This is a genomic window from Citrobacter sp. Cpo061, assembly GCF_030332845.1.
GTDB classification, from domain to species: Bacteria; Pseudomonadota; Gammaproteobacteria; order Enterobacterales; family Enterobacteriaceae; genus Citrobacter; species Citrobacter portucalensis.
Genome location: NZ_JAOWHB010000043.1, coordinates 228,064 through 241,337, shown reverse-complemented (window position 1 = coordinate 241,337; position 13,274 = coordinate 228,064). Strand labels below are relative to the sequence as shown.

13 protein-coding genes are annotated in these 13,274 nt (G+C 52.4%); 7 read left to right on the top strand and 6 right to left on the bottom strand.

Annotation, left to right across the window (positions count from 1 at the left end; translation table 11 throughout):
- The first annotated feature begins 282 nt into the window (after positions 1 to 282).
- From xylA to yiaB, 3 genes are all read left to right on the top strand, one after another.
- The gene (xylA, locus tag OGX97_RS13775) at positions 283 to 1,605 is read left to right on the top strand and encodes a xylose isomerase (RefSeq protein ID WP_235126201.1); all 1,323 of its coding nucleotides are present in this window, start codon (positions 283 to 285) and stop codon (positions 1,603 to 1,605) included.
- A 71-nt stretch (positions 1,606 to 1,676) separates the two neighbouring features.
- Positions 1,677 to 3,131, top strand: coding sequence for a xylulokinase (gene xylB, locus OGX97_RS13770; protein WP_153687817.1), 1,455 nt, complete (start codon positions 1,677 to 1,679; stop codon positions 3,129 to 3,131).
- 167 nt (positions 3,132 to 3,298) lie between these two features.
- Positions 3,299 to 3,664: an inner membrane protein YiaB gene (yiaB, locus tag OGX97_RS13765; protein WP_048227297.1), complete on the top strand. Its 366-nt coding sequence runs from the start codon at positions 3,299 to 3,301 to the stop codon at positions 3,662 to 3,664.
- On the opposite strand, the gene OGX97_RS13760 is transcribed toward yiaB, so the two are convergent.
- A complete protein-coding gene (locus OGX97_RS13760; RefSeq protein WP_071446723.1) occupies positions 3,661 to 4,656 on the bottom strand; it encodes an acyltransferase in 996 nt (331 codons plus the stop codon). The two genes, yiaB and OGX97_RS13760, sit on opposite strands and share 4 nt — an antisense overlap.
- 172 nt (positions 4,657 to 4,828) lie before the next feature.
- Here OGX97_RS13760 and OGX97_RS13755 point away from each other — a divergent pair, with 172 nt between their 5' ends.
- From OGX97_RS13755 to glyS, 3 genes are all read left to right on the top strand, one after another.
- A complete protein-coding gene (locus tag OGX97_RS13755; RefSeq protein WP_020996059.1) occupies positions 4,829 to 5,137 on the top strand; it encodes a YsaB family lipoprotein in 309 nt (102 codons plus the stop codon).
- A 95-nt stretch (positions 5,138 to 5,232) separates the two neighbouring features.
- Positions 5,233 to 6,144, top strand: coding sequence for a glycine--tRNA ligase subunit alpha (gene glyQ, locus OGX97_RS13750; protein WP_001168551.1), 912 nt, complete (start codon positions 5,233 to 5,235; stop codon positions 6,142 to 6,144).
- Between the two features lie 9 nt (positions 6,145 to 6,153).
- A complete protein-coding gene (gene glyS / locus OGX97_RS13745) occupies positions 6,154 to 8,223 on the top strand; it encodes a glycine--tRNA ligase subunit beta (protein WP_008786433.1) in 2,070 nt (689 codons plus the stop codon).
- A gap of 113 nt (positions 8,224 to 8,336) precedes the next feature.
- Here glyS and cueP read toward each other — a convergent pair whose 3' ends face one another.
- The 3 genes from cueP to OGX97_RS13730 form a co-directional block, all read right to left on the bottom strand.
- A complete protein-coding gene (gene cueP / locus OGX97_RS13740; RefSeq protein WP_100271776.1) occupies positions 8,337 to 8,876 on the bottom strand; it encodes a copper-binding periplasmic metallochaperone CueP in 540 nt (179 codons plus the stop codon).
- A 187-nt stretch (positions 8,877 to 9,063) separates the two neighbouring features.
- The gene (gene cspE, locus OGX97_RS13735; protein ID WP_000014594.1) at positions 9,064 to 9,276 is read right to left on the bottom strand and encodes a transcription antiterminator/RNA stability regulator CspE; all 213 of its coding nucleotides are present in this window, start codon (positions 9,274 to 9,276) and stop codon (positions 9,064 to 9,066) included.
- 279 nt (positions 9,277 to 9,555) lie between these two features.
- Positions 9,556 to 9,846, bottom strand: coding sequence for an HTH-type transcriptional regulator (locus tag OGX97_RS13730; RefSeq protein WP_003827383.1), 291 nt, complete (start codon positions 9,844 to 9,846; stop codon positions 9,556 to 9,558).
- A gap of 380 nt (positions 9,847 to 10,226) precedes the next feature.
- On the opposite strand from OGX97_RS13730, the gene OGX97_RS13725 reads away from it, so the two are divergent.
- Entirely contained in the window at positions 10,227 to 10,937 is a 711-nt protein-coding gene (locus OGX97_RS13725) for a DUF3053 domain-containing protein (RefSeq protein ID WP_003827386.1), read from the top strand.
- A gap of 58 nt (positions 10,938 to 10,995) precedes the next feature.
- On the opposite strand, the gene ghrB is transcribed toward OGX97_RS13725, so the two are convergent.
- Both ghrB and OGX97_RS13715 read right to left on the bottom strand, forming a co-directional pair.
- Complete coding sequence (ghrB, locus tag OGX97_RS13720; RefSeq protein WP_235126210.1) at positions 10,996 to 11,970, bottom strand: glyoxylate/hydroxypyruvate reductase GhrB; 975 nt, start codon at positions 11,968 to 11,970, stop codon at positions 10,996 to 10,998.
- A gap of 22 nt (positions 11,971 to 11,992) precedes the next feature.
- Complete coding sequence (locus OGX97_RS13715) at positions 11,993 to 13,273, bottom strand: MFS transporter (RefSeq protein ID WP_048215328.1); 1,281 nt, start codon at positions 13,271 to 13,273, stop codon at positions 11,993 to 11,995.
- Position 13,274: the final 1 nt, after the last annotated feature.

Below are 13,274 nucleotides of genomic sequence, written 5' to 3'. Positions count from 1 at the left end.
CAAAATTCCTGATTGCCTGAGGCTACGCAAAATTTACATACTGGTCGCGGGATGACAATTGTCATTTTTTATCTGCGCATTACGGTTTTTTGTTTAATGACTAACCTTCGATCGCGATCGCTTTTTTATTTCTTTATTTAGCGCGTTTTTTTGGGAGCCAGCGCACGTTTGGGTATTCTCTTAATGGCGGTGTGAAATAACGTAATTGAGCAATAAATCAGGAAATTCCAGTATAGCCATATCGCAGTTTACTTGCCGTATTACCTGATTATGGAGCTTATTATGCCGGCTTATTTTGACCAACTCGATCGTGTTCGTTTCGAAGGCACTCAATCCACCAACCCGCTCGCATTTCGCCATTACAACCCTGACGAAATCGTATTGGGCAAGCGCATGGAAGATCATCTGCGTTTTGCGACCTGCTACTGGCATACCTTCTGCTGGAACGGGGCGGATATGTTCGGTATGGGCGCTTTCGATCGTCCATGGCAGCAGCCTGGTGAAGCTCTGGCGCTGGCGAAACGCAAAGCGGATGTGGCATTTGAGTTTTTCCACAAGCTGAACGTGCCTTACTACTGCTTCCATGACGTGGATGTTTCGCCGGAAGGCGCGTCTTTGAAAGAGTACAAAAACAACTTTGCGCAGATGGTTGATGTGCTGGCGGCAAAACAGGAACAGAGCGGCGTGAAGCTGCTGTGGGGTACAGCAAACTGCTTCACTAACCCACGCTACGGTGCGGGTGCGGCCACAAACCCAGATCCAGAAGTGTTCAGCTGGGCCGCCACGCAGGTGGTTACGGCCATGGATGCCACGCACAAGTTAGGTGGTGAAAACTACGTTCTGTGGGGCGGCCGTGAAGGTTATGAAACACTGCTGAATACCGATCTGCGTCAGGAACGTGAGCAGATTGGTCGTTTCATGCAATTAGTCGTGGAACACAAACACAAAACTGGTTTCCAGGGCACTTTGCTTATTGAGCCGAAACCGCAGGAACCGACCAAGCACCAGTACGACTACGATGCGGCAACCGTGTACGGATTCCTCAAGCAGTTCGGTCTGGAAAAAGAGATCAAACTGAATATCGAAGCCAACCACGCTACGCTTGCAGGCCATTCGTTCCATCACGAAATCGCCACCGCTATCGCGCTGGGTCTGTTTGGCTCTGTCGATGCCAACCGCGGTGACGCACAGCTGGGCTGGGATACCGACCAGTTCCCGAACAGCGTAGAAGAGAATGCCTTGGTGATGTACGAAATCCTGAAAGCGGGCGGCTTCACTACCGGCGGCCTGAACTTTGATGCCAAAGTACGTCGTCAGAGCACCGATAAATACGATCTGTTCTATGGTCATATTGGCGCGATGGATACCATGGCGCTGTCGCTGAAAATTGCGGCCCGTATGATTGAAGACGGTGGCCTGGATCAGCGTGTGGCTAAACGTTATGCCGGTTGGAATGGTGAGCTGGGCCAGCAAATTCTGAAAGGCCAGATGACGCTGACAGAAATTGCGCAGTACGCTGAACAACATAACCTGGCGCCAGTGCACCAGAGCGGTCATCAGGAATTGCTGGAAAATCTGGTAAACCATTATTTGTTCGACAAATAACGGGTCTCTGAGAACGTTCGTAAGCCCGGTCAGCTAGCGCTACCGGGCCTTTCTTTAAGGAACGATGCCTTATGTATATCGGGATAGATCTTGGCACATCAGGCGTAAAGGCCATTCTGCTCAATGAGCAGGGCGATGTGGTGGCTTCAAAAACGGAGAAACTCACCGTCTCGCGCCCGCACCCGTTATGGTCAGAACAAGACCCTGAGCAGTGGTGGCTGGCAACGGATCGCGCGGTAAAAGCACTGGGCCAGCAGCATTCACTCCGCGAGGTGAAAGCGTTGGGGATTGCCGGGCAGATGCACGGCGCGACGCTACTGGATGAACAACAGAAGGTATTGCGTCCGGCTATCTTATGGAACGACGGTCGCTGTGCTGAAGAGTGCGTGATGCTGGAGAGTCAGGTTCCGCAGTCTCGAGCCATCACTGGCAACCTGATGATGCCTGGCTTTACCGCGCCAAAACTGCTGTGGGTGCAACGCCACGAGCCGGAGATTTTCAACCAGATTGATAAAGTCCTGCTGCCGAAAGATTACCTGCGTTTGCGCATGACCGGTGATTTTGCCAGCGATATGTCTGATGCGGCAGGGACAATGTGGCTGGATGTCGCGAAGCGTGACTGGAGCGATGTCATGCTGGCTGCCTGTAAACTGACTCGCGCACATATGCCTGCGCTCTATGAAGGCAGCGAGATTACCGGAACCTTATTGCCAGACGTCGCTAAAGCCTGGGGAATGCAGGAGGTTGCGGTTGTTGCCGGAGGCGGTGATAACGCGGCGGGCGCGGTTGGCGTAGGCATGATGAATGCCGGTCAGGCGATGCTTTCGCTGGGGACATCCGGCGTCTATTTTGCGGTGAGTGATGGTTTCCTTAGCAAACCGGAAAGTGCGGTTCACAGTTTTTGCCATGCTTTGCCTGAGCGATGGCATCTGATGTCTGTAATGTTAAGTGCAGCATCGTGTCTGGACTGGGCGGCAAAATTAACTGGACTGGCGAGCGTTCCTGCGTTGATTGACGCTGCGCAACAGGCGGATGAACACGCGGAGCCGGTCTGGTTTTTACCTTATTTGTCCGGCGAGCGTACGCCGCATAACAATCCGCAGGCTAAGGGCGTATTTTTCGGTCTGACGCATCAGCATGGTCCGGCAGAACTGGCACAGGCGGTGCTGGAAGGTGTGGGTTTCGCTCTGGCTGACGGTATGGACGTGGTACATGCCTGTGGCGTTCAGCCCGCCAGCATTACGCTGATCGGCGGTGGGGCACGCAGTGAATACTGGCGTCAGATGCTATCTGACATCAGCGGATTGCAGTTGGATTACCGTACCGGCGGTGACGTTGGCCCTGCACTCGGCGCGGCGCGCCTGGCGCAAGTTGCCATGAATCCGCAAACGTCGTTATCAGAGTTACTGCCTCAGCTTACGCTGGAGCAGGCGCATTATCCTGACGCGGAGCGTCATGCTCGTTATCAACAGCGTCGAGAAACCTTCCGTCGTATCTATCAGCAATTACAACCGCTGATGTCCTGACCACTTTCCCCTCTGGCTAGCAGAGGGGAATTTGCCGCATACATATATCCACAAAAATAATAAGTTACACGTATGGATGTATTCTGAAAGTCCTGCGTAGTCGCTTTTTTCTGTGTTGTCTTTAGCGGGTTATTCATATTGTATCCATGATGGATAAGGAGATCCCAATGAAGACAACCAGGCTGTTGCCATGGATATTATTCCTCTCAGGCATACTGACTTACAGTATCGGTTTATGGCGCGCATGCCCGTTATTGAGCGGCAAGGGGTATTTTTTGGGGGCGCTGATGACGGGGATGTTCGTAACGTATGCCTATCAGCGCGCAGTAAATCTCAATCAAAACGATGAACGCTTCGCTTCCGTATGTCAGATGGTGGCGCTCATCACGGCAGGGTTGTTGCTGGTGGGGGTGTGGAATGCCCCGTTGGCGCCCTTCGAAATAGGGTTATACCCGGCAGCATTCTTCGTCTGTTTAATGGGGCAATTTTTACTGCAGCGTTCGCGTAATCAGGCGCTGCCTGGAGACACCTAACTCACCAGCCTACGCGTATCAATACGCTGCAACAGAATAGACAACAGTAAACTTCCTGCCAGCGTGGCGCTAAAAATCCACAGCATATCCAGCGGTGGCCAGTTTTTGAGTTCAATTCCGTTGGTACGTAGTGCGTGAATGATCAGCGCATGAAAACCATAAATGCCCAATGAATGGCGAGAAATAAGGCCCAGTAGCGGCAGGGTACGTGTGCTGAGCGTATTTTTGACCAGCGTCAGGAGCGAGGCGGCGCAAATAAATACCGCTGGGCCGCAGTAGAGGTACCAGGTGTCGGCAAAATTGCCTCGCCAGCGCAGTTCATGCAATGTGCCACGAGAAATAATAAATACTGCGGTAATAAATACCGCCGCACAGAGCCAGCTGAGCGCACGCTTTTGCGTATCCATCATGCCAATCGCCCGGCCCAGCATGCCGTACAGGATGTAATAGAAAGTATCGCCACTGATGTACAGGTTGACTGGGAGCCACTCAAAGCCGCCGATTTTTTGCGAGACGGTGTTGGGATTGGCAATCACCCCAATCACAACCATGAGCGCCAGTAGCATCTTGCCGCTGATATTTTTCACCTGTATCAGCGGAGAAACCAGGTAGATGACGGCGATCGCGAAGAAAAACCACAGGTGATAGAACACCGGCTTTTGCAGCAGGTTCTTCAGCGACAGCTCTGCGTTGATTGAGGTAAACAGCAGGATATAGGCCAGCGCCACGCTGCTGTAGAACAGAATGCAAAGTGCGATGCGCAGGAAATGGCGCGGTTTGGCGCTACGCTCACCAAAGAACAGATAGCCCGAAATCATAAAGAACAGCGGAACGCTGACGCGAGAGGCTGAATTGAGCACGTTAGCCAGATCCCAATTCAACGGGCTGACGCTTTGCGCATTGGTGATGTACCAGGTTGTGGTGTGGATCATCACGACCATTAAACAGGCTATCCCGCGCAGGTTATCAATCCAGAAAATTTTGGGCTGCATCAGTTCCTCTGTGTCCATTAAAAAAAGTCTGACCGATATTTTGCGAACGTAGCTCACTGGAATAATCCGAGTTCTTACGCTAAAGCTTGAGATGGTCTGATGAGATTCTCAAAATAGGATCTGTTTCCAGACACTAATAATAAGACTGACCAGCAAACCAGGCGGTAATAAAATGATGATGAAGTATTTCTTTCCCGCGATCGCTGCCCTTTTGCTGGTAGCGTGCGCTGACACACAATCGTCTGCACCTGCGCAGAAAGCGCAAAAGGTTAAGGTCAGTGCCACACGTTCGCTGGATATGGAGTCATTGTGCAAAAATGAGGCGGCGCAACGCTACAACACTGGCGCGCAGAAAATTGATATCTCTGGACTGGAACAATTCCAGGGCAGCTATGAGATGCGTGGTTCTACCTTCCGTAAAGAGAGTTTTGTCTGTTCTTTTGATGCAGACGGGCAGTTTTTGCACCTTTCCATGCGCTAAGTTCCCCCTTTTTCCCGTTTCGTACTGTATATCTTGCAGCCAGCGGGTATACTGACCGCTTCCTTTAAATCCACACGTATCCAGCACGAAATAATATGCAAAAGTTTGATACCAGGACCTTCCAGGGCTTGATCCTGACCTTACAGGATTACTGGGCTCGCCAGGGCTGCACCATCGTTCAACCATTGGACATGGAAGTCGGCGCGGGAACATCTCACCCAATGACCTGCCTGCGTGCGCTGGGGCCGGAGCCGATGGCGACTGCTTATGTGCAGCCTTCTCGTCGTCCGACCGATGGCCGCTATGGCGAAAACCCGAACCGCTTACAGCATTACTATCAGTTCCAGGTAGTGATTAAGCCGTCTCCGGACAACATTCAGGAGCTGTACCTGGGTTCTCTGAAAGAACTGGGTATGGACCCGACCATTCACGATATCCGTTTCGTGGAAGATAACTGGGAAAACCCGACGCTGGGTGCCTGGGGTCTGGGTTGGGAAGTGTGGCTGAACGGCATGGAAGTGACGCAGTTCACCTACTTCCAGCAGGTTGGTGGCCTGGAATGTAAGCCAGTAACCGGGGAAATTACTTACGGTCTGGAACGTCTGGCCATGTACATTCAGGGCGTAGACAGCGTTTACGACCTGGTCTGGAGCGACGGCCCGCTGGGTAAAACTACTTACGGCGACGTGTTCCATCAGAACGAAGTGGAGCAATCCACCTACAACTTTGAATACGCCGACGTGGACTTCCTGTTCACCTGCTTCGAGCAGTACGAGAAAGAGGCGCAGCAGCTGCTGGCGCTGGAAAATCCGCTGCCGCTGCCTGCGTATGAACGCATTCTGAAAGCCGCCCATAGCTTCAACCTGCTGGATGCGCGTAAAGCCATCTCCGTCACTGAGCGTCAGCGCTATATCCTGCGCATTCGCACCCTGACCAAAGCAGTGGCAGAAGCTTACTACGCTTCCCGTGAAGCCCTTGGCTTCCCGATGTGCAACAAAGACAAATAAGAGGCGGCCATGTCTGAGAAAACTTTTCTGGTGGAAATCGGCACTGAAGAGCTGCCACCAAAAGCACTGCGCAGCCTGGCTGAGTCCTTTGCTGCAAACTTTACCGCGGAGCTGGATAACGCTGGCATCGCGCACGGCAACGTTGAGTGGTTCGCCGCGCCGCGTCGTCTGGCGCTGAAAGTCGCGAATCTGGCGGAATCTCAACCCGATCGCGAAGTTGAAAAACGCGGTCCGGCCATTGCTCAGGCGTTTGACGCTGAAGGCAAACCGAGCAAAGCGGCAGAAGGTTGGGCACGTGGCTGCGGTATCACGGTTGATCAGGCTGAGCGTCTGACTACCGACAAAGGCGAATGGCTGCTGTACCGTGCGCATGTAAAAGGCGAAAGCGCAGAAACGCTGCTGCCAAACATGATCGCCACGTCACTGGCGAAGCTGCCTATCCCGAAACTGATGCGCTGGGGCGCGTCTGATGTCCACTTCGTGCGTCCGGTTCACACCGTGACCCTGCTGTTGGGCGACAAAGTGATTCCGGCAACGATTCTGGGCATTCAGTCCGATCGCGTGATCCGTGGACACCGCTTTATGGGCGAGCCGGAATTCACCATCGATTCTGCCGATCAGTACCCGGAAATCCTGCGTGAGCGCGGCAAAGTAATTGCGGATTACGCTGAGCGTAAAGCGAAAATCAAAGCCGATGCTGAAGAAGCGGCGCGTAAGATTGGCGGTAACGCTGACCTGAGCGAAAGCCTGCTGGAAGAAGTCACCTCGCTGGTGGAATGGCCGGTAGTGCTGACCGCGAAATTCGAAGAGAAATTCCTCGCTGTTCCGTCTGAAGCGCTGGTACACACCATGAAAGGTGACCAGAAGTACTTCCCGGTTTACGCGAACGACGGCAAACTGCTGCCGAACTTTATCTTCGTTGCCAACATCGAATCGAAAGATCCGATCCAGATTATCTCCGGTAACGAGAAAGTCGTTCGTCCGCGCCTGGCGGATGCCGAGTTCTTCTTCAATACCGACCGTAAAAAACGTCTGGAAGACCATCTGCCGCGTCTGCAAACCGTGCTGTTCCAACAGCAACTGGGTACGCTGCGCGACAAGACTGACCGTATCCAGGCGCTGGCGGGCTGGATTGCTGGTCAGATTGGCGCTGATGTTAACCACGCAACGCGTGCTGGCCTGCTGTCCAAGTGTGACCTGATGACCAACATGGTCTTCGAGTTCACCGACACCCAGGGTGTGATGGGCATGCACTACGCGCGTCACGATGGCGAAGCAGAAGATGTAGCTGTGGCGCTGAACGAGCAGTATCAGCCGCGTTTTGCCGGTGATGACCTGCCGTCGAACCCGGTAGCTTGTGCCGTGGCGATTGCTGACAAGATGGACACCCTGGCGGGTATCTTCGGTATCGGTCAGCATCCGAAAGGCGACAAAGACCCGTTTGCGCTGCGTCGTGCTGCGCTGGGTGTGCTGCGTATTATCGTTGAGAAGAACCTGAATCTGGATCTGCAAACGCTGACCGAAGAAGCGGTTCGTCTGTATGGTGACAAGCTGACCAACGCCAACGTGGTGGATGACGTTATCGACTTTATGCTCGGTCGCTTCCGCGCCTGGTATCAGGACGAAGGTTATACCGTCGACACTATTCAGGCCGTACTGGCACGTCGTCCGACTCGTCCGGCTGATTTTGACGCACGTATGAAGGCGGTTTCGCACTTCCGTACGCTGGAAGCCGCGTCCGCGCTGGCTGCCGCGAACAAGCGTGTATCGAACATCCTGGCGAAGTCTGAAGAGACGCTGAATGACCGCGTGAATGCGGCAACGCTGAAAGAGCCGGAAGAAATTGCGCTGGCGATGCAGGTGGTTGTGCTGCGCGATAAGCTGGAGCCTGTCTTCGCTGCCGGTCGTTACCAGGAAGCGCTGGTTGAGTTGGCGGAACTGCGTGAACCGGTTGATGCGTTCTTCGAGAAAGTGATGGTCAACGTAGAAGATAAAGATCTGCGTATTAACCGTCTGTCTATGCTCGAAAAACTGCGCGAGCTGTTCCTGCGCGTGGCAGATATTTCTCTGTTGCAGTAACGGCCCTGCGCTGACTTAGAAAATGCCGGATTGCGGCTTCGCCTTATCCGGCCTACGAGAGAAACACCAGTAGGCCGGATAAGCATTGCGCCATCCGGCATTTTTTTATGTTATTAGTGCAACTGCAATTTTGTCAGACAGGTCTGGCTGTCTTCCATCGTCTTAATAGGATACTCCGCCGTTTTACCGTTGTAGCTCACTGCGATGGTGCCTTCCATATTGCGCGGTAGCCATACCCCGACAAAGCCATTACGGCCGCTCTTCATCGCTTTTTGTACCACCACATCACCCTTGTTATCCGTCACTTTGACATTGAATGTCTTCTCCGGCATTTCGCCCTGGCAGCCAGAAAGGCTGTGGTTGAAACAAGGATGTGTTTGCCATTCATACGGGGCAAACGACAGATAGAACTTGTCACCGAGCGGCAGGGTATAAACCTGATCGCCCGAAGAGAGCTTCAACGCGGTGCTGGTGATGGACGCTGAGTACGGCAGCGGGCGACTCTGCGGTGACTGATCAATCGTCTCTACGATTTGTTCGACGGATTTCCCGCTAAGCCCGTGTTCGGCCAGAAAAGTAGCTTCCGGCGTTGCCGCGAACGCAGTACCTGTAGTGAGCAAACCTAAAATCAGCAGCAGTGAGGATTTCGACATAGCTTCAATTCCTTGTGAAAATTGTGGAATATAGACTGGCTCACTATAAAGCTTGCCCTTAGGGAAAGGTCAAAGGGGCGACGGGTAAAGTAATGCAAAGAAGCGTTTAGGTGGGATGTGCTGCGAAGTACAGATAAAAAAAATCCCCGCCGTTTGGCAGGGATTCAGAATTTTGAGCTTTTTAAGCTTACAGGCTGGTTACGTTGCCAGCTGCCGGGCCTTTAGCGCCGCTTTCGATGGTGAAGGAAACTTTCTGACCTTCGTCCAGAGATTTGTAGCCATCGTTCTGGATAGCAGAGAAGTGTACGAACACGTCTTTAGAGCCATCGTCAGGAGTGATGAAGCCGAAACCTTTGTCAGCGTTGAACCATTTTACGATACCAGTCATTTTACCGGACATAGTGTATTACCTTTTAAAAAATAAGTGTGCCTTTCGGCGATATGGCGTGCTTTACAGATTTTTTAACAGTAAAGGAAATGCTCACTACGAAGGGTATCAACGATAACTCTTGAAGGGACTTGCCTTACTAACTGCTGTAATGGTCTGTACGTCAAACCGTTGAGGGCATTAACTCATTTTACGCATGTGGATGCAACTACTATTTTCTTTTTTGTGGATAACCTTCGTAAGAGAACGGCCCTGAAACAGGACCGTTCTTAAGCAAAATTGAAAAATAGTTCAATCCATCAGTTGCTTACTTAACCTAGGGTCTGCCTGAATCAGGCGCATTAACTTCAATTCGGTAGTGGAAGGCTTTACGCGTTTAGACTCCCATTCATGAACCATCGCGACCGTCACGCCCATCACTCGGGCAAAATCATCTGTTTTTAAACCTGTCCCTCGTCGTAGCTGTTCAAATTCGGTGAAAGGGTTGGTTTTTTGCGGCAGAGTGACCGTCTGCGATACATCTTTAAAAACAATCTGCTCCAGACTGCTTAGCAGTTCAAACATAGGATCTTTGTATTCCATTGAGAACTCCTACAAATCACACAGCGGGATCGTGAATTTCTTCGAAGCTCATTAAGAGTAGTCGGAAAAAATGAAGCCGGATTTAAGGGTTGTGTGATGGATTCGTTTCAGCGGATCGCAGGTGACAATCTTTTGCTGGCTAACGAACTGATAAAGGTCGGGATCTCCGAACGATCGATTCCGATTGTAAAGATGACTAAAATATGACGCCGAGTGGTAAATGCAGCATTGTTTAGCAAAACGAACGGTGGCGGGAACGGTTATTTTCCCCCACAAGATTACGCGGAAAGGGTATCTTGCGGGGCTGACCTGGACTATCCTTGTCAACGTCAGGCACGCGGGTGTCGTTGTGCGCATTTTTGGGTGAAAGGAGTATTAAAATGGCGACAGGTAAGTCCTGCTCTCGCTGGTTTGCGCCTGTTTTGGCGCTCTTAATGGTAGTTGGCCTGAGTGGGTGTTTTGATAAAGAAGGCGATCAACGCAAAGCGTTTATCGATTTTCTGCAGAATACTGCAATGCGTAGCGGAGAGCGTTTACCAACGCTGACCGCCGATCAGAAAAAACAGTTTGGCCCGTTTGTGTCCGATTACGCGATTCTGTATGGCTATTCGCAACAGGTTAATCAGGCGATGGACTCCGGTCTGCGTCCGGTGGTTGATAGCGTAAATGCGATTCGTGTTCCTCAGGATTATGTGACTCAGCGTGAACCGCTGCGTCAGGCAAATGGTGCGCTAGGTGTATTAGGGCAACAGTTGCAGAATGCGAAACTACAGGCAGATGCTGCGCATGGCGCGCTGAAGCAGGGCGAAGATCTGAAACCGGTCTTTGATCAGGTGTACAACAAAGTTGTTACTGCACCAGCAGAGGCCTTACAGCCGCTGATCCCTGCCGCGCAAATTTTCACGCAGCAGCTGGTGCAGGTTGGTGATTTTGTGGCGCAGCAGGATACGCAGGTGAGCTTTGTCGCCAACGGTATCCAGTTCCCAACGTCACAGCAGGCAAGTCAGTACAATACGCTGATTGGCCCGTTGGCTGCTCAGCATCAGGCATTTAATCAGGCCTGGACTGCTGCGGTGAATGCCGCTCAGTAATTAAGATACGGTAATACATGAAAGGCCGGGTGAGCGTAAGCGCTACCCGGCCTTTTGTTTATGATGCGACCTGCGGGTTTACGCAGTTCTTCTCAACGCGTCCTTGCAGCGCATCGATTAAGTTATCCACCGCACAGGCCGCCATGTTGTAGCGCGTTTCGTGCGTGGCTGAACCAATGTGCGGTACGGCCACCACGTTGGGCAGTGACAGCAGCGGTGAGTCTACCGATAATGGCTCTTGCTCAAATACATCCAGGCCAGCGGCATGAATTTCGCCTTTTTGCAGGGCAGTAATCAACGCTTTTTCATCGACCACCGGGCCACGTCCGGCGTTAATGAAAATGGCGGAAGACTTCATTTTGGCAAACTGCTCGGTGCTGAACAGATGATGCGTTTCGTCGGTTAACGGCAGGATCAGGCAGACAAAATCAGACTCCTGCAACAGCGTATCGAGGTCGCAGTAACGTGCATTGAAGCGCTCTTCTGCTTCATGATGATGACGGCGCGCATTATAGAGAATCGGCATGTTAAAGCCGAAATGCGCACGTTGTGCCAGCGCCAGCCCAATGCGGCCCATACCGACAATCCCCAGCGTTTTGTGGTGTACATCGGTACCAAACCAGTCCGGTCCGATACTTTTGGTCCATTCGCCGACCTTTACCCGTTCGGCAACTTCCACTACGCGGCGAGCGGTGCTTAACACCAGCGCCATTACCGTATCGGCGACGGTTTCCGTCAGCACGGTTGGCGTGTGCATCAACAGCACCTTACGCGCGTTGAGGGCATCGACGTCGAAGTTGTCATAGCCTACGGAAATCGTAGATGTCGCACGCAGCCTGGGCATTTTCTCCAGCAGAGCGGTATTGACGGCTTCACTGGAGCCCAGCAGACCTTCTGCATTGGCAAAAGCGTCGGCGTGCTGTGCGACCGTTTCCGGGCGCAGGTTAGGCACCTGAGTCACAGTAAAATGTTCTTCCAGGCGATGCAGTAAATCGTCAGGTAACGCTTTATAGAGAATAATGGACGGCTTCATGCGAATCTCCGTAAGTTAAAATTTAAGCGTGGCGTGCGCCAACCGGAATTTGAGAATTATTAGCAGGCTTAACAATTAAAGTTAGCCACACTGAGACAAAAAGCGCTACCCCCATAAAAATGTACGAGGCAGACGGGCTGCCGGTAGCGCCATTGAGGTAGCCGACAAACCATGAACCAAAGAATGAACCTAGCGCGCCCATGCTGTTAATCAACGCCATTGCCCCACCGGCGACGTTGCGCGGCAGCATTTCCGGGATGATGGCGAAGAAGGGACCATAGGGGGCATACATTGCCGCGCCTGCAATAACCAGCAGCGTGTAAGAAATCCAGAAGTGGTCTGCGCCTACGGCCCAGGAGCCGATAAACGCGAAAGCGGCTATTAATAACAGTGGCCAGACAAACAGCTTACGGTTTTGTAGCTTATCGGATGCCCAGGAGACGAGGATCATCGCCGCCGTTGCCGCCAGATACGGTACGGATGACAGCCAACCAACTTCCACCATCCCCAGGTTTGCGCCGCCGTTGCGGATAATCGACGGCAGCCACAGGACAAAACCATAGACGCCAATACTCCAGGCGAAATACTGCATACACAGCAGGATGACGTTACGTGAGCGGAAAGCCTCGCTATAGTTACGTACGGCTTTGATGCCTTGCTGCTCTTTTTCCAGTTGTGCCTGAAGCGCGGCTTTTTCAGATTCTGACAGCCAACCGACCTGAGACGGTTTGTCTTTTACCAGCACCCACCAGCAGAACGCCCAGATGATGGCCGGGAAGCCCTCGATGATGAACATTTCTCGCCAGCCCAGCGCCTGAATCAGGTAACCGGAAACCACGGACATCCACAGAACGGTGACCGGATTACCGAGGATCAGGAAAGTGTTTGCGCGCGAGCGTTCAGATTTCGTAAACCAGTTGCTGATATAAATCAGCATTGCCGGCATCACGGCGGCTTCAACGACGCCAAGAATAAAGCGGATGGCGGCAAGCATTGGAATATTGCTGACCATGCCGGTTAACGACGCGCATGCGCCCCAGAGGATCAGACAGACAAAAATCAGTTTTCGTACGCTGCGGCGTTCAGCGTAAATTGCGCCCGGGATCTGAAAGAAGAAATAGCCGAGGAAAAACAGCGCGCCCAGCAGGGAAGAGATCCCCTTGGTAATGCCGAGGTCCTCGTTGATACCGGCGGCGGAGGCGAAGCTGAAGTTCGCGCGGTCAAGGTACGCCAGGCTATACGTGATAAACACGATTGGCATGATGTACCACCAGCGTTTTGCTGCATTAGTTGAGCTATTCATA